We start from the raw sequence: 16,917 nt of genomic DNA, 5'->3' as shown, positions 1-16,917 counted from the left end.
GTTACTTCCCTCCTTCAGATTCGTAGAACACCCAGTACTTGGATGTCAGGAAGACAGCTACCGTGAGTATACCAATCATGATGAGCATGACCCAAGCCATTGCCGAAGCATAACCCATGTTGTTAAACATAAACGCCTGACGGAACAGATACAGGGAATACAACATCGTACCGTCCATTGGACCACCTTCGCCTTTGGAGATAATATAGGCAGGTACAAACGTCATGAATGCTCCAATCGTCTGCATAATCATATTGAACAGGACGATCGGGCTAAGCAGTGGCAAGGTGATGCTGAAAAATTTCCGTATAGGATTCGCCCCATCCACACCTGCTGCCTCGTACATCTCAGTAGGGATATTTTTGAGACCAGCCAGGAAGATCAGCATGGACGAACCAAACTGCCACACAGACAGTGAGATGAGCATAACCAGAGACGCATTTGGGTCACCAAACCAGCTTATAGGCCCGATCCCAATTGCCGTTAGAGCACTGTTGATAACACCCTCATTACTGAAGAGGTTACGCCACATAATGGATACGGCCACACTACCACCGATAATGGATGGCAGGTAATACAGCGTCCGGTACGTTCCAATCATACGAGAGCCAGTGTTTAGGACCATCGCTACGAAGAGGGCAAAGATCAACCTTAACGGTACCCCAATGAATACATACAGAAACGTCACTTTGACCGAGTTCCAATATTTCGGGTCATCAAAAAACATTTTGGTGTAGTTATCAAGCCCAATCCACCGCGGAGAAGTGAACAAGTTATAACTCGTGAACGACATATATAAGGACACAAACATGGGGATGAGTGTGAAGCCCAGGAATCCAATAATAAACGGGCTTATGAACGCATATCCAGTTAAGTTTCTACGTAACGACGAATACTGCCTCAATGGAACGAACCTCCTTCATGGATCAGCTTGCTCCCTCATCCTGGCTTCGGTCATCTGGACGGGGAAAGGCCCTCGCATTTGCGAGTAGCCGCATTCCCGACCATCCCTGAAGTGGGACGAGCAAGCCATCATTCAACTGTTATTTATTGTTCGCAAGTACAGATTCGGCGTTCTTTCGGAATGTTTCTGCTGCCTGTTCAGGTGTAATTTTGCCAAAGTTCAACTCTTCAACCACATCTGCCAGAGCAGAGATTACTTCAGGTGAACCAACCGGTGGCGGAGAACTCATTGGTGAAGCTTTTGGCTCCATGGCTGCTACGAATTCAAAGACTTGTTTCGTTGCGTCACTCAGCTCAGGTGCGATAGCTTCTTTGATTGCTCCTGAGATTGGCACACCGCGCTCACCTTTGATCAGTTTGTTGGCTTCCACGTCATTCACCCAGAAATCAATGAATTTAGCCGCTTCTTCCTTCACTTTGGAGTTGGACGTTACACCCCAATACATACTTGGTTGCATATATAGTCCTTTTTCCATATCCGGTCCTGGCATTGGAGCGATTTCGAGTGGACGGTTCGCTACCTGTTGCAAGGCTACGAACTGGTTGGACCATTGCCATACGCCGATTCCTTTTTCCTTCACGAGATCTGATTCCTCAATAATGCCTTTGGTTTGGTTGGCTACATCCGGCGTAGGTGCTGCACCTTGCTCGATCATGCGGCGCATAAGTCCGAAGAACTCCACAAACAATTGGTCATCATCATAACCAAGGCCAGTTCCTTCTGCATTGTAAAGCGAATGTCCTTTGGTACGCAGGAAGTAATGGAAGAAGATATCAGGAGCTACCCCTCCATCCAAATACAGGCCTTTCTCTGCGGCTTGTTTACCCAGTGCTTCGTATGATTCCCATGTCATATTTTCAGGCATAGCTTCCGCTCCCGCTTTTTTAAGCAAAGCAGGGTCATATTGGAAGCCCAGAACGTTAACACCGGCAGGTACACCGTATTGTTTACCGTTAATTACACCTGTGCTAATAACGTTCTCGGACACATCGTCCACTTTGATCTGATTGCCCAGATAAGGCGCTAGATCCTCAAGCTGACCATTCTGTGCATATTGGCTGATGTAGGAAATATCCATCTGAACGATGTCAGGCAACTGATTTGCAGCTGCTTGTGGTGCGAGCTTTTTCCAGTAGTCATCAAATGAAGCATATTCCACGTCGATTTTGACATTCGGGTTTTTCGATTTGTACAGGTCGATGACCTTCTGTGTATATTCATGCCGTGCATCCGAACCCCACCAAGCGATCCGCAGGGTAACCGATCCATCCGATGATCCCTGTTCGCTACCTCCACCTGAACTACACGCCGCTGTAAAAACGAGCAATGCAGCCATCATCAGGAATATTGCCTTTTTCACCATGCCAATCTCCCCTTTTATGTTGATATGGTTGTGTGAACGAGTTATCCTTTTATTTCTGATAACGCTTTCACAAACTTGTTAATGTCATTTTCGCAAATGTACGACCAGAGTTGAATACACAAAACCGTCTTGTTGGTTCAAAAAACAGAGGAGGACAACAGCCTCCTCTCGGCGCTGTTCGTCCTCCCCAGACATGAATTACACGATTGATAGTCCATTGTTATATGCCGATCCTGCGGAATTCCGTAGGTGTCATACCGGTCCACTTTTTGAACACCTGACTGAAATATTGTGAATTCCCGCCGAATCCGAACAATTCAGCAAGCTCGAACACTTTCACATCCCCGCCTCTGCGAATATGGTCACATGCGCGTTCAATGCGCAGACGATTCACGTAATTGGAGAAATTCTCGCCTGTGACTTTTTTGAAAATCTTGCCCAGATAATCCGGGTTCATATACAACATCTGATGGGCGACTCCATTGAGCGAGAGATCAGCCTCTCCATAATGACGATCCACGATATCCATCATCTTCTCAACGGCAGAAGACTGACGACTGATATGATTTTTGTAATAACCGGAAGTTAATCGGGCGGCACTGCTTGCAACAAAAGACTTCAAACCAGATAACGTATCGATATGCGGCAGTTCTGCCATACGCTGGGTGAATTCCGTTGCCTCCTCAGGCGGACAGACATGGACCATCGCCGAGTACAGCTGCACTACGTAAGAGCGAGTCACTTCAATTTCCAGCTGCTGGCGTGATAATAGATCAAACAGACGATCCACCTCTACCGCTGTTTCTTCGGTATTGCCCGATTTGATCAACTGACACAGTTGCTCGGCATCCTGTTCTACATGCAATCCGTCGCATTCTCCGGCCAGTACCAGATCATTCTTCGTAATCAGCTTGCCTTCACCGATGAAAAAACGATGGTTCAGATACTGCAACGCCTCACGAAACAACCGCCGGGACTGAATCATTCGATCTGCTTCACTCAGCGCAGCGGTCACTTCCAATTTATATAGTCTGGTGAATGCAGCACGAACCTCTTCAATACTTTCTTTCAGTCCGGCCGAATCGGCTGAATCCGCAAGCAGGATGAGGAGTTTGCCTTCAATGGTTGTGCTTAACAGGACATGTGGGAGCAGGTCACTGGCTATGTTTTTGATCGCAAATAAGTGACTGTAATCATGTTCATCTACAATTCGGAACAGCAGTAACCGAACTGCGTTCTCTTCAAGCTCCAGATCAAACAGCTCCTGATAATACTCCAGATCAACCGGCCCATAGGTGCGGTTGGTCATGAACTCCAGCAGAAATTGCTCCTTCACATGTGGAAGGACACGCTGCAATCGCTGTTTCATCTCACCGGCAACATGCTCCCTCACCTGAGCATCCTGATGTTCCTGCAACAGTTCAGTTAACGCATCATGGATCTGATTCTCGTTGCAGGGTTTGAGCAAATAATGCTTCACGCCATATTGCATCGCTCTGCGAGCATATTCGAACTCCTTGTAGCCGGATAACATAATGAAACGTACACCCGGATATGCTTCGGATGCCTTCTCTATGAGTCCGAGACCATCCAGACCTGGCATGGAAATATCCGTAATAATAATATCGGGTCTCGACTGCCCAATTTTGTCCAATGCTTCGATCCCGTTTCTCGCCGTTCCCACCAATTCCGTACCTGCTGCGGCCCAATCGACTACTTGGGAAATCCCCTCCAGAATGACACGTTCATCATCTACGAGCATCACTTTGTACATCGTCATCGTCCTCTCTGATCCAAGGTATGCTGATCGATACTACAGTTCCTGATCCGGGCTTGCTGCTCATCACCATTCCACCTTCATCGCCGAAGGTCAGTCTGATTCGTTCCTGGATGTTAGATAACCCAATGCCCTGTCCTCTTGTCTGAATACGTCCTTCGTGTAGTTGTTCCAGGAATTCCGGTGTCATCCCCGGACCGTCGTCCTCGACTTCAATAATCACCTTATCTCCATCTGCTCTCGCCCTAATACGGATCCGGCAAGGGTCAATGCTTGGTTCGAGTGCATAATGTATGGCGTTCTCCACCAAAGGCTGTAATGTTAACTTGGGAATTCGAGCCGTTCCTACCTCCGGCGCAATTTCCATGTCGAAATCCAGTCTTTCCTCAAAACGCGTGCGCTGAATTGTCACGTAACTGCGGACAATGTCCAGCTCTCTTTCCAGCGTGATCCACTTCTCGGACATATTCACAGAGCTACGCAGCAGAAATCCGAGAGCCTCAACCATTTCCGAGATCTGTCGTTGCTTCTGTACTTTAGCCAGCCAGTTAATGGATTCCAGCGTGTTGTATAGAAAATGTGGATTAATCTGCGCCTGAAGCGCTTTCAACTCAGTCTCACGAATCACCAGTTGCTTGGCATAATTCTCATCAATCAATTCACGTATTCTTTGAAGCATCATCTTGAATGTGCGATGCAGCAGCCCAACCTCGTTCTGTGGAGATATCGGAATATTGCCGAGGGCAGCCTCCTCCAGTTTATCCAGATCACCTTTCTCGATATTACGCATCTTTTTGATCAACTGCGCAATCGGATGGGTAATACTGCGAGAGAATCTCGCTCCAATAATAAGCGCCGCCAGAAAAATCATAATGAAGATCACCGTGACCAACTGTTTGACAAACTGGATCTTTTTAAACATCTGGTCAAACGGGGTTGTGTACAAATAGGTCCAATCCGTATAGGAAGAATGAGCACGAGCTACAAAGTGCCTCCCCTGCTCCAACATGGTAATTCCATAGGGCTGGGTGCGCTTCAGCTCAGACTCAATCTCGGCTTCACTGACCGACGATTCTGTTGGATAGATCACTTCTATTCCGTCGGTAATGAGTAATTGGGAGTCCTCAGCCGGTTCTTGCATCTGATCCTGTACAATTCGGTCCAGCCGTACCCGGATGATCAGTGTGCCGAGGTCCTCCAATGTAAATGCTCCGCCAATAAAGGATTTCACCTGTCGGACCGACAAGAGTCGGGACTGTTTATCCCCACTGGTGTGCCAGGCATTGGAGCCGGAATATTGCTGTCCCAGTGCAACCAGTTCCTTTTGCTTCGACTCTGAAATTCCCTCCCGATTGCCAGCGGCCATAACGTTATTATCATTATCGATAAATAGCATGGAATAGACGTATTTTTCGGAACCGGCATAAGCGACTAACCTGTTGGTAATTTTTTTGCGTAATCCATTTTTCTCATAACCCGTTTCTACCTTTTTCAGTTGGAGCAGATATTGCTGAAGCGGCTCGTCCGACATCACCTTGAAGGAAAGATTGGAAATTTCACGCAGTTGATTCTCAATGCCTACCGAAGACATATTGAGGACTTGCGAGGATTTCTCATAGATCTGACGGTCATAGATACTGAACACATATCGAAGTACGGACGCATAAAACGTAAAGCTGATTAACATCAAAAGTCCGATGAGAAGAATCGTTTTGTGATGAATCGGCAGTGTTGTGAAAGCGTTCTTAATTTTGTTCATCCTAAGCGCTCCTTTGGCTTGCGAGGGGTGCCTGTCATGCTATAGGTTAGTGGTTTTATTGTAAGTTATTTTCATATTTACACATCCATTGGTCATCTGACAAGATATATTTATGCAACATTTCATGTCATTAGAGAAGGTATACACCTGTGTCAGCAACGTAAAAAGAACACAAAACAGCCAGAATACCTTGAACAAATCAAGGTATTCTGGCTGTTGAATATCATCATGTTAAAACATAAAATACAATTTACGGATTAACAAAAACAGTTTTCAGCTTCGCTACATATTGCACATCAAAGCCAAGACCTTCAGCTACCATGGCAAGTGGTACATATGTTTTGGACTCCTTGCCTACCTTATTCAGGAATGCAGGTGTATCCACAGTAACCGATGCTCCATTTACCTTCACAGCATTGGCACCAATCTTCACAGCAACCTTTCGGTCTCCATATGTAATGGTTGCGGTTGAAGTCTTGTTATCCCACACTGTAGTAGCACCGACCGCATTCACGATGTCTTGAATCGCCACAAAGTTTTTGCCGTTACGGATAATCGGTTTGTACGGAGTATTTAATGTTTTGCCACTCACGATAATATTCATTGGTTCACCTGTGGCAGGTGCAGTCAACTTGGTGTAATCTCCCCAGATCGTTTTGGCAAATACTTCGGCAATGGCCGCATATCCAAATTGGTTCGGGTGGAAATCACGATCTTTGATCATATGTGTCATCGTGCCTTCACCACCAACAAACTCCTTGGCCACGTGTGCGACTTTGACATCGGTACCCTGAGCAGTGAATTGTGCTGCAATGCCATCAATAGTCTGTGTGAAGCCTTGGGATGCCTCCATCAGTTTGGAATAGAGTGCCTTGCCTGCTACTTCTGGCATCGGTTGATACTGGTCGGCGATGACAATTTTAGCTGTCGGGTTAATTTCATGGATATCATTAATCGCTGCACTAACATTGGCTGTATATGTTGCGAGTAATTCTTTTACCTTCGCTTGCAGTTCCTGATCACTCAGTTTGTCTGCTGTACCGAGAAGCTCAGATACATCATTTCCCCCAATGGTAATTGCAACCAGATTGGCCTGTGCTACACTCTCACGGATTGCAGCAGTATTGGCTCCGATCTGTCCCGCTCTTGGATCAGGAAGACTTGGTTGAATGGCTTCAGAAGTCAGTGTTTTTCCATCCTTAATTGCAGTAGTGAAGTTTTTCAGGCCACTGGTTTTCAATCCGGCAATCCCGTAGTTGTCCACCTGTGTACGTCCATGCAGCAAACCCTGCTCATGCAAACGTTCTACATAACCATAAGGCAATTCTTTTGTGTTGGGCTCATAACCTACCGTTATGGAATCTCCCAATGTGACGATGCGGAACTCCTTGGTTACGGCTACTGCATCTTTCTTCGCAGTCAGCGAAGTCTCGTTTGTACCCGATGGCAATACACCGGTTTTGGTGTCAGCCGCGTGTGCAGGCAATGCAGATGATGTAAAGAGCAGCATTCCTGCCAACATGCTTACCGTTAAACCGGCAGCTGTATTTTCCCATATACGTTTACGCTTCATTCAGGATAACACTCCTTCTCGCGAATCTATAATTACACTAATATAGTGTACATCGGTCATTCCAATGATATAAGTCGTGTTACTCTATTCTATCATTTTAAAGTAGGCGTTGTCCTCTCTGCTGAGAGCACACATGAAATAACAGACTCCCTGGTGGGGAGCCTGTTATTCGTGAAGCACAGCTATAACGTTCAGTAGTTAAGATTGCGGCTTATTCGAGTCCTCAGAATTCGAATGACCCTTGTCGCTCGCCGTTTTGTTCCCGGTAGCTCGCTCCAGATACCGATCATAACGATCATCCACTTCGCGTGCCATCTTCCGGTACTTTAACGTTTCCTCGACAATTGGATCACGTTCCGTCTGGATTCGCACTTCATACTTGGGAGGAATCAGCTGGCGTTCACGCTGATCGGTGTCGCCGGACTCTTCCATGTCCCCTTCCGTCAGCATATCACTGAGCCGTCGTTCCAGTTCTTTGGATTCATCCATTGTTTTCGCTCCTTTAATTAAAGTCATACATGCGTAACTATTACTTTTGTACTTTCACTTCGTGTACAGAACCATCTTCCGATCGCTGTTATCCCCAGATTTCTTTGATTCCCTTTTCCAAGGTAGAAATCCGGTGATAAAGGCGAGCGCTCCGCTTCTTCAGATGCTTTCTATCCCCTCCGTTAATGTACAATTAAAAGTAATTAAAGCATCGATAAGTTGAATAGACTCACTCCAGACCAGTAGCTTTCGCTTCCTTCAGCACATCCGTCAGTGCATCATGGATTTTGCCATTGCTGGCAACGACATGGTTCACAGACAGTTGGTAAGGCGTTCCGATGGTATCCGTCACCTTGCCACCTGATTCTTCAACCAGCAGCGCACCTGCGGCAATATCCCACGGTTTCAATCCAACTTCGGTGTAGGCGCTGAGACGTCCTGCTGCAACATACGCCAGATGAAGGGCGGCAGATCCGCCTGCACGCAAGTTACGAACTTGCGGAGCAAGCGCCTGTACAGCGGCCATATTCAGTGGCAACGCAAAGGTTGTGTCTGCCGGAAAACCAACCGCAATCAGGCTCTGAGCCAGTTTTTGTTCACCAGATACAAGCATCCGGTTTCCGTGAACATATGCTCCTTTCCCTTTTTCCGCAACAAACATTTCATCACGGGAAGGGTCGTAGATCACGCCGACAATGACTTCACCATTGTGAGCCAATGCAATGGACACCGAATAAAACGGGAATCCGTGTACAAAGTTCGTCGTTCCATCCACAGGATCAACAATCCACAGGAACTCTTCTTCCTCGGCCTCTTTCAGTGCTTTTGCCGAAGCTTCCGGTCCGGGTTCGACGCCTTCTTCACCCAGAATGGCATGGTGGGGAAAATGCGTGAGAATCAGGCGGCGGATCATCTGCTCCGCTCCTTTATCCACTTCGGTCACCAGATCTTGGGGTGAATATTTGGTGCCAAGTTCAGCTACCGTCCCAAGACGGCTTTTGATCCATTCGCCAGCTTTGGAAGCTGCATTAATGGCAACGGCAGTATAGCTTTTGCTTGTCACGACATAAGGTGTCTTTTCCTTCTCATTCAAAGCGTTCACTCTACTTTCTATATCAATCTACGAAAAGTTGAAATACTTGTTAAAAGTATACGCCCCACAGGTCGTAAAGTTTCTCGTTGCCCAGGCCCCTTTTGGCACTACGGATGAATGATGACGGTAGACTCGTCCACCCACTCCACACCCTCTTCGTGATAGAATGCCAGCTTCTGCATCAGTTGCACAAGAGCCTCATCCTTGCGTTTAGCCTCAATCATCACGTCAAGCCTCGGGGTATCTGCCGCGATATGACGCAAGAAGTCGAGCACAGGCTCTACCTCCACACCATCGGCATGACCTCGCAGATCCTTCTCACTCTTTGGACTGGAGACATGGATTTTGGGTGGCAATGGCTGATCAGCCGGTGAATCTGCCTGCGCGAGCGGTGAATCCCAGGTTTTCAGGATATCAGGCCACAGATCCCATGGCTGTTCTCCTTCGTTGTTCACCCACTGGTGATGAATATCCAGCACCATGGGCAATCCCAAGCGCTGGCACACGGCTAGTGTCTCAGGCGCATTGAACGTTTTGTCATCATTTTCGAGTGTGAGCCGCTCCTGAATGTCCCGATCCAGCTTCAAAAAGTTTTCTTCAAAACGAAGCGCCGCCGAAGGCTTGTCCCCGTATGCACCACCAATATGTATATTGTTCTTGGCAGTGGCATTCAGTCCCATGGCATCCAGCATCCGAACATGATGACGAAGGTCGCGAATCGAGTTGTGCAGAACTTGCTCGCGGGGGGTACTAAGTACGGTAAAATGATCCGGATGAAAGGACACACGCATATGATTTTCCTTCACAAAATCACCAATGGCCGCAAAGTCCTGCTTCAGTGCCGGGAACGGGTCCCAGTCATTCAGGTCCTCGTGTGTTGCCAGTGGAATCAATTTGGAAGAGAAGCGATATACATGAATATGGCTACCCTTGTTGTGCCTGAGCAAACGTAATGTATTGTGCAGGTTCTCGGCTGCAATCCGTTCAAGCTTGCGGATCGCTGCTTCCCTGTCATCGATTTTGTTAAAACTCGACATGGTCATGGTCCGGGAAGGCGAGGCGTTCTCTATAAGCACGGACATTGCCACGTAACCAAAGCGTACGAGCATGAATCTCTTCCTCTCTATTAGGGCGGAGAACCCGCACGGCATCTTCAGCCGTCAGGATGTACCGTCACTGTATATAACCAAGTTTTACCCTAAAAGAGTGACCATAATCGTATTCTGGCAAATCCGTCCTTCCGACCCGCACTTACAGTCAACAACTACTCCTGTGCTTGCTCCCCAAAGAACATCTCATCCGCAAGGGCAGTCTGAATGCGTGATTCTTCCTCAGTCAACTTGCGGATGAGTTGCATCTCCACCTCAGTTACCTCTTGCCCCTGGAAGTTGATCTCTGCAATGGAAACCACGATCTTGACGATGGCTACAGCCACGTTATCCGGTGTGTATGCAATCACTTTCTGGCCGGTAGGAAATACCCGGAAGCCCTGTTTGACCATTTTGCCGCGTCCGTATTCAAGCAATTCGAACAGCTCCTGCTCATTCTTGAACTTGCATACGGAATTGAATTCAGTCTGAAATCCCATGCATATCCCTCCTGATCTTGTGGTCGCAGGCTACGCCTGTACGCCGTTCTCGTAATTCAGTGCCTGCTTGCGGTTGTAACGCTCCAGTGCCAGCTCAATCATGCGATCCAGCAGTTCGGCATACGATACACCTGTCTCACGCCAAAGAAGTGGATACATGCTGTATGGTGTGAAACCAGGCATGGTGTTAACTTCATTAATAAGCAATGCGCCATCATTTTTCCGAATGAAGAAGTCGGCACGTGAAATACCGTTACCTTCAATCGCACGGAACGCCTGCAAAGCTGCCTCGCGAATGCGATCTGCGGCCTCTGGGTCCAGTGGAGCTGGAATCAGCATCTGTGATTGACCATCAATATACTTGGCTGCATAGTCATAATACTCACCGGATGATACGATCTCGCCTGGAACGGAAGCCATGGGCTCGTCATTGCCGAGGACGCTGACCTCAACTTCGCGGGCTTCAACGAACTCCTCTATGACAACCTTCGTATCATACCGAAGTGCGAACTCGACAGCTGTCTTCAGCTCATCGCGGTTACGTGCTTTGGAGATGCCTACACTGGAGCCCAGATTCGCCGGTTTGATAAAACAAGGATACCCCAGCTGATCTTCGACCTGTACGATCATTTCGTGCTCTGTCTGCTTCCATTGTGTCGCGTTAAAATACGTAAAGGCACATTGGTCAATGCCGGCCTGTGCAAACAGCTTTTTCATGACCACTTTGTCCATGCCGCCAGCCGAAGCCAGTACACCTGCACCTACATATGGCATATCCGCCATCTCGAACATGCCCTGAATGGTGCCATCCTCTCCAAACGTACCGTGCAGCAGAGGGAACATCACGTCCAGCGCTTCTGCTCCGCCATACAAACGGCCAAACAGGGCGTTCAGCGCATCCTGCGTTCCACCCGCCGATTGCTCCAGCTTCAGATCTTCAATCTGCGCGAACGGCGCATGCATGACAGGTCCTTTTTTCCACGTCCCCTGCTTGGAGATATAAAAAGGAACCAGTTCATACTTTTCATAATCAAATGCGTTTGTTACAGCAAACGCCGTTTGCAGCGACACCTCATGCTCGCCTGATTTTCCGCCGTACACGACGCCTACTTTTAATTTATCCATACTCATGTGTACCCTCCGATTATCTGTGCCTGATGCTGTCATGTTTGCATGCTCAACACCCTTGTTATTCTGCTTGCGTTATCTGATCTTATTTTACACGGAACTGAATGTCTGCGTCACCGCATCCCGAAAATCTTTCGTCATCAAAACTCATCTGCAATATGAAAAAGCCGGTATACCGTCCGCTCCGTCCAAGCGTAAGAATCCCGGTAATCCCAAAATCGGTGACGGCTGCTAACCGTATGTGCGTTAACAAGCGGCATGCCGCCCGCATCAAACGCGGTCACAACGGTGCTGTGCTGAAATCGTCCATCTCCATCCCAATCGTAGAGAATAACATCGCCGAGCATCAGCTGCTCAGGACGCTCCACTTCTGTCGCGGTCAGACCCCAGCTGCTGCCTGACAAATAACGCTCCAGACTGTTGGAAACTGCCCAACTGTAACTCCACATTTCGGAGCCGTTCACATACCCTTTATACCACCAGCCGGCTTCTCTCCTACCAGTATAGTGGATGGGTGCGCCCCCTGCAAAGAGACATTGGGACACGTAATTGGTACAATCCACATCAAATTCCTCAAATGCCGGATTCCCCGCATTCCACCACCGATCTGCATAGGCAACTGCCAGATCTCTGCGATATGACTGTTGCCGTGAACTTCTTCCTTGACCCAGCACTTCCCGATTCAGCAACGGCCGATTCATCGCCTGTACAAAATCAGCTTGTTGAAACGGACGTCCTTCCCCAGCAGGGCGACGCTCCGGCACTTCTCGCTCGACCCGTCCAATGATCCATCCACCACTCTGCCGCAGAAAGGTTAACCGCTCCCGCTCAATCCGGTCCTCCCGGTGAGTGATCCCGCTCTTCTCGTAGAACAGTCTGCTGTACAATTGTACATCCACCACCGCTTCTTCCTGGCCATCCATAAGCGTGCGCACAAGCTTGGCGCTGGTCTCGCTGCGAAGAGGCACGGCGCGCCGCTTACGATACCATTCGTCCAGCCTTGCCATACGCTCTCCCCGTTCCACCACGAAGTCAGGATCGGTAACGATCCGTTCGCTGGTCTGTGGACGGTAGTCGATCTCACAGCGATTGTACTGGTTCACGTAAGTATATAAGGCACTCTTCCATTCCCGTTCCAAGCCTATGTCCCCCTTTGGCATGAGTTCTGTCTGGAATATTTCATTGCGTATATAAACTCCTACTATTCATATGAAAGGGTCTTCGGTTGTATGTACACGGCTCAGGAGGGAGATCCGAAATTCGGCAAATACAGGTACACAAGATATCTTATTCCTGCTCGCTTCACGAAAACGCCTTCATCGGTCCAAAAGCTTGCTTGATCAGGCAAAAAGACCTTTACGTACGGAGGTGAAAACGGTATACTTAAAACTAAAGTTATGATTATGAAATTACGTTTCATCTGATGAAACTAACGAACAAGAACACGGAACGATGAAGGCCTGTTCTTCACCTAAATGAACGTTTTCTTCATCTCACCGACACATCCCAAGGAGGTACATGTATGTCAGCAAAGAATCATTTCTCCGCCGCTCGCAGTCTTGAGGTTGGAGGCAAGTCTTACCGCTACTACAGTCTCGATGCTCTTCAGGAAAACGGCCACGGCGATCTTTCCAGGCTTCCTTTCTCCATTAAAGTGTTGCTTGAAGCAGCAATTCGTCAATTCGACGGACGTGCTATCACCGAAGAACACGTCAAACAACTGACCGGCTGGGCAGATGGCCGTGACAATAACAAGGAAATTCCATTCATCCCTGCACGTATCGTTCTGCAGGATTTCACCGGTGTACCGGTTGTCGTTGACCTCGCTGCAATGCGTGATACTGTGAAAAAAGCAGGTGGCGATCCAAAACAGATCAACCCGCTCGTACCGGTCGATCTCGTTATCGACCACTCCGTTATGGTTGATGCTTTTGGTACCAACGATGCACTTGATTACAATATCAAAGTTGAGTTCGAGCGTAATGAAGAGCGTTACCGCTTCTTGCGTTGGGCGCAAACGGCATTCAATAACTTCCGTGCAGTTCCACCATCCACAGGGATCGTTCACCAGGTTAACCTGGAGTATCTGGCTTCCGTGGCAGCAACAAAAACTGTTGACGGCGAGACCGTTGTATTCCCGGATTCCCTCGTAGGTACAGACTCCCACACCACCATGATCAACGGACTTGGCGTTGTTGGTTGGGGTGTTGGTGGAATCGAGGCCGAAGCAGGTATGCTGGGCCAACCGCTTTATTTTGTTACACCGGACGTTATCGGTTTCAAACTGACAGGCAGCCTGAGTGAAGGCGCAACAGCAACGGATCTGGCACTGACCGTTACCCAATTGCTTCGTAAAAAAGGCGTTGTTGGTAAATTCGTAGAGTTCTACGGACCAGGTCTTGCCAACATCGGTCTGGCTGACCGTGCAACAGTAGCCAACATGGCACCAGAATATGGCGCTACCATCGGTTTCTTCCCTGTTGATAGTGAAACGTTGAACTATCTGCGTAACACTGGCCGTCCTGACGAGCAAGTAGAGTTGGTTGAAGCTTATTACAAAGCTCAAGGCATGTTCCGTACTTCCAGCACCGTTGACCCTGAATTCACAGATGTGATTGAACTGGATCTCGGCTCTGTTGTACCAAGTCTTGCCGGACCAAAACGTCCACAGGATCGCATCGAGCTGACACAAATGAAAGAAAGCTTCAACAGCATCATTCGCACACCTGTAGATAAAGGCGGCTACGGTCTGAGCGATGAGAAAATCGAACAATCCGTACCTGTGAAACACCCGAACGGTTCCACCAGTGAACTGAAAGCAGGCGCTGTTGTGATCGCGGCGATCACAAGTTGTACGAATACTTCGAATCCAAGTGTTATGGTTGGAGCGGGACTACTGGCGAAAAAAGCAGTTGAACGCGGTCTGACCAAACCAGGATATGTGAAAAGCAGTCTGACACCAGGTTCCCTTGTTGTTACCGAGTACCTGGAAAAAGCAGGTCTGATCACGTATCTCGACCAACTCGGATTCAACGTTGCCGGCTACGGTTGTGCAACATGCATCGGTAACTCCGGCCCACTGCCGGACGAAGTGAGCGAAGCTATTGCTGAGAACGATATGACCGTAGCGGCTGTATTGTCCGGTAACCGTAACTTCGAAGGCCGTGTACACGCACAGGTTAAAGCCAACTACCTGGCATCGCCACCACTCGTTGTGGCATATGCACTTGCAGGTACTGTGAATATTGACTTTGAAACCGATCCAATCGGTTATGATACGAACAATGAGCCTGTATTCCTGAAAGACCTCTGGCCTAGCTCCGAGGAAATCAAGGATACCATCGCTAGTTCCCTGAACGCTCAGATGTTCCGCAACAAGTATGAGAACGTATTTACAGCCAACGAGCGTTGGAATGCGATCTCTGTACCGGAAGGCGAATTGTACGAGTGGGACCCGAACTCCACGTACATTCAGAATCCTCCGTTCTTCCAGGAGCTTGGCGACAAGTTGAACGATATCGCAGATATCCGTTCTGCACGCGTTATGGCATTGCTTGCGGATTCCGTAACAACGGATCACATCTCGCCAGCAGGTAATATTGCACCATCCAGCCCGGCTGGACTGTACTTGAAAGAGCATGGCGTAGAGCGCAAAGACTTCAACTCCTACGGTTCACGTCGTGGTAACCATGAAGTCATGATGCGTGGTACGTTTGCCAACATTCGTATTCGTAACCAGGTAGCTCCGGGTACTGAGGGCGGTATCACGAAGTACCTGCCAACGGACGAAGAAATGTCCATCTACGATGCTTCCATGAAGTATCAGGATGAAGGACAGAACCTGATCGTTATCGCTGGTAAAGAGTATGGTACAGGAAGCTCCCGTGACTGGGCGGCAAAAGGAACATTCTTGCTCGGCGTCAAAGCCGTTATCGCAGAAAGCTTCGAGCGTATCCACCGCAGTAACCTGGTGGGCATGGGCGTAATGCCACTGCAATTCCAGGAAGGTCATGGCTGGTCCAGCCTTGGTCTGAACGGACGTGAAACGTATGACATTACTGGCCTCAGCAATGACGTGAAGCCAGGACAAGAGTTGAAAGTTACCGTAACTCGTGAAGACGGTACACAGTTCGACTTCCCTGTTATCGCTCGTCTGGACAGCATGGTTGACGTGGATTACTACCATAACGGCGGTATCCTGCAAACTGTATTGCGTCAAATGATGAAAAAAGCTTAATGATATAAATCATTAATGTGATGAAGTTATACCAAAAAGCTCCCCATCACGTGCGATCTGCACGTGGTGGGGAGCTTTTTATTTAACTGTCGATATGCATCATCAATTTAATTATGAGTAGGTTCTTATCACTTAAAACTCAAAATTTAATCCAACTTCTGAATCATCAGGTGGTTCAGGAATACGATATACACCTCTGCAATTTAATTTCTCCACGTTGATCCAGTCCACAAAATCATCCGCCCCGTAACTACGAATAAAGTGAGCATATTCCGTATTTCCCTCATGATCAATAGACTCGATATACAGGGTGAATGGGTGCTTATACTCTAGGCTCTGCAAAAAATCGATAAATTCTCCTCTCCACTCGCCGATTTTTCCTGCATATTGATTGGGAACGTAATAGTAGAACACATCAAAGTGATATACAACAATTTTCATTAACATTTACAAGCCTCCTAGAACTTACAGATCACAGTTTAGAGTTTTAAGATCTCCATACCTTCTCTCAGTTGTTCCGATACAGCGGTATAGTACTCAATGCTATCCGCAAGTTCGCGTTCAGTCTTATGTATAAGATAATAGGAATATTTCTGCATCAAATCATGCTCGTTTAACTCAACAGGGAGATAAATAATCTCAACATCATTCGAATCGAAATAATGACGATATCCTCTCTCCGATTGTCCCACTTTCATGACTGTTTTTATCACCAGCAACTCATCACGTGTACAAGCTCTTATCAGATCAGTTCTTTTATGTTCTAAATCACGCACTACTTCTTCATCGTAGTGATTATTCGTAGCTTCAGCAATTTCAGTTTCAATTTGCATAATGGCTTTCATTATTCCTGCTAGTTGTTTAGCTAATGAATACAATGTATGTCCTCCTTTTTTTTGTAAGGAATAGGTACTAACGCATCATCTCTACTCTACCTCATTTGCGA

Annotated in this window: 14 protein-coding genes; 1 reads left to right on the top strand and 13 read right to left on the bottom strand. The window is 47.8% G+C overall.

The window, feature by feature from the left end; all coding sequences use genetic code 11:
• Position 1: 1 nt before the first annotated feature.
• From QNO02_RS03475 to QNO02_RS03425, 11 genes are all read right to left on the bottom strand, one after another.
• Complete coding sequence (locus QNO02_RS03475) at positions 2 to 904, bottom strand: carbohydrate ABC transporter permease (RefSeq protein WP_091039042.1); 903 nt, start codon at positions 902 to 904, stop codon at positions 2 to 4.
• Between the two features lie 139 nt (positions 905 to 1,043).
• Positions 1,044 to 2,327: an ABC transporter substrate-binding protein gene (locus tag QNO02_RS03470; protein WP_091039041.1), complete on the bottom strand. Its 1,284-nt coding sequence runs from the start codon at positions 2,325 to 2,327 to the stop codon at positions 1,044 to 1,046.
• Positions 2,328 to 2,547: 220 nt separating this feature from the next.
• Positions 2,548 to 4,101: a response regulator gene (locus tag QNO02_RS03465; RefSeq protein ID WP_289391098.1), complete on the bottom strand. Its 1,554-nt coding sequence runs from the start codon at positions 4,099 to 4,101 to the stop codon at positions 2,548 to 2,550.
• Positions 4,076 to 5,863 (bottom strand): sensor histidine kinase, encoded by a 1,788-nt coding sequence (locus QNO02_RS03460; RefSeq protein WP_289391097.1) that lies wholly within the window; start codon positions 5,861 to 5,863, stop codon positions 4,076 to 4,078. The genes QNO02_RS03465 and QNO02_RS03460 overlap by 26 nt, the downstream gene beginning before the upstream one ends.
• A gap of 250 nt (positions 5,864 to 6,113) precedes the next feature.
• Complete coding sequence (locus tag QNO02_RS03455) at positions 6,114 to 7,436, bottom strand: SGNH/GDSL hydrolase family protein (protein ID WP_133387480.1); 1,323 nt, start codon at positions 7,434 to 7,436, stop codon at positions 6,114 to 6,116.
• Between the two features lie 198 nt (positions 7,437 to 7,634).
• Positions 7,635 to 7,925 (bottom strand): hypothetical protein, encoded by a 291-nt coding sequence (locus tag QNO02_RS03450; RefSeq protein ID WP_091039031.1) that lies wholly within the window; start codon positions 7,923 to 7,925, stop codon positions 7,635 to 7,637.
• A gap of 229 nt (positions 7,926 to 8,154) precedes the next feature.
• Positions 8,155 to 9,018, bottom strand: a complete 864-nt coding sequence (locus QNO02_RS03445; protein WP_430982076.1) for an inositol monophosphatase family protein — start codon at positions 9,016 to 9,018, stop codon at positions 8,155 to 8,157.
• Between the two features lie 107 nt (positions 9,019 to 9,125).
• Entirely contained in the window at positions 9,126 to 10,127 is a 1,002-nt protein-coding gene (gene uvsE, locus QNO02_RS03440) for a UV DNA damage repair endonuclease UvsE (RefSeq protein ID WP_289391096.1), read from the bottom strand.
• 155 nt (positions 10,128 to 10,282) lie between these two features.
• Positions 10,283 to 10,606 carry a hypothetical protein gene (locus tag QNO02_RS03435; RefSeq protein WP_036614107.1) on the bottom strand — a complete coding sequence of 108 codons (324 nt, stop codon included), beginning with the start codon at positions 10,604 to 10,606 and terminating at the stop codon, positions 10,283 to 10,285.
• A gap of 30 nt (positions 10,607 to 10,636) precedes the next feature.
• Positions 10,637 to 11,737: a D-alanine--D-alanine ligase gene (locus QNO02_RS03430; protein WP_036614110.1), complete on the bottom strand. Its 1,101-nt coding sequence runs from the start codon at positions 11,735 to 11,737 to the stop codon at positions 10,637 to 10,639.
• A gap of 137 nt (positions 11,738 to 11,874) precedes the next feature.
• Positions 11,875 to 12,894, bottom strand: coding sequence for an amidase domain-containing protein (locus QNO02_RS03425; RefSeq protein ID WP_197997991.1), 1,020 nt, complete (start codon positions 12,892 to 12,894; stop codon positions 11,875 to 11,877).
• A 362-nt stretch (positions 12,895 to 13,256) separates the two neighbouring features.
• Between QNO02_RS03425 and acnA the strand changes: the two genes are divergently transcribed.
• Positions 13,257 to 15,971: an aconitate hydratase AcnA gene (gene acnA, locus QNO02_RS03420; protein ID WP_091039027.1), complete on the top strand. Its 2,715-nt coding sequence runs from the start codon at positions 13,257 to 13,259 to the stop codon at positions 15,969 to 15,971.
• 132 nt (positions 15,972 to 16,103) lie between these two features.
• On the opposite strand, the gene QNO02_RS03415 is transcribed toward acnA, so the two are convergent.
• Complete coding sequence (locus QNO02_RS03415; RefSeq protein WP_047841416.1) at positions 16,104 to 16,418, bottom strand: hypothetical protein; 315 nt, start codon at positions 16,416 to 16,418, stop codon at positions 16,104 to 16,106.
• 32 nt (positions 16,419 to 16,450) lie between these two features.
• Complete coding sequence (locus QNO02_RS03410; protein ID WP_289391095.1) at positions 16,451 to 16,849, bottom strand: hypothetical protein; 399 nt, start codon at positions 16,847 to 16,849, stop codon at positions 16,451 to 16,453.
• Positions 16,850 to 16,917 lie beyond the last annotated feature (68 nt).

The organism is Paenibacillus sp. PK1-4R (assembly GCF_030369595.1).
In the GTDB taxonomy this organism is placed as follows: domain Bacteria; phylum Bacillota; class Bacilli; order Paenibacillales; family Paenibacillaceae; genus Paenibacillus.
Note: the sequence above shows the minus strand (reverse complement) of the source record. Positions and strands in the feature narration are given on the sequence as shown.

Excerpts from the sequence above, each read along its gene's own strand:
- QNO02_RS03455 (WP_133387480.1), bottom strand. The coding sequence starts at position 7,436 with ATGAAGCGTAAACGTATATGGGAAAATACAGCTGCCGGTTTAACGGTA.
- QNO02_RS03435 (WP_036614107.1), bottom strand. The coding sequence starts at position 10,606 with ATGGGATTTCAGACTGAATTCAATTCCGTATGCAAGTTCAAGAATGAG.
- QNO02_RS03430 (WP_036614110.1), bottom strand. The coding sequence starts at position 11,737 with ATGAGTATGGATAAATTAAAAGTAGGCGTCGTGTACGGCGGAAAATCA.
- QNO02_RS03450 (WP_091039031.1), bottom strand. The coding sequence starts at position 7,925 with ATGGATGAATCCAAAGAACTGGAACGACGGCTCAGTGATATGCTGACG.
- QNO02_RS03465 (WP_289391098.1), bottom strand. The coding sequence starts at position 4,101 with ATGTACAAAGTGATGCTCGTAGATGATGAACGTGTCATTCTGGAGGGG.
- QNO02_RS03460 (WP_289391097.1), bottom strand. The coding sequence starts at position 5,863 with ATGAACAAAATTAAGAACGCTTTCACAACACTGCCGATTCATCACAAA.
- QNO02_RS03415 (WP_047841416.1), bottom strand. The coding sequence starts at position 16,418 with ATGTTAATGAAAATTGTTGTATATCACTTTGATGTGTTCTACTATTAC.
- QNO02_RS03425 (WP_197997991.1), bottom strand. The coding sequence starts at position 12,894 with ATGCCAAAGGGGGACATAGGCTTGGAACGGGAATGGAAGAGTGCCTTA.
- acnA (WP_091039027.1), top strand. The coding sequence starts at position 13,257 with ATGTCAGCAAAGAATCATTTCTCCGCCGCTCGCAGTCTTGAGGTTGGA.
- QNO02_RS03470 (WP_091039041.1), bottom strand. The coding sequence starts at position 2,327 with ATGGTGAAAAAGGCAATATTCCTGATGATGGCTGCATTGCTCGTTTTT.
- uvsE (WP_289391096.1), bottom strand. The coding sequence starts at position 10,127 with ATGCTCGTACGCTTTGGTTACGTGGCAATGTCCGTGCTTATAGAGAAC.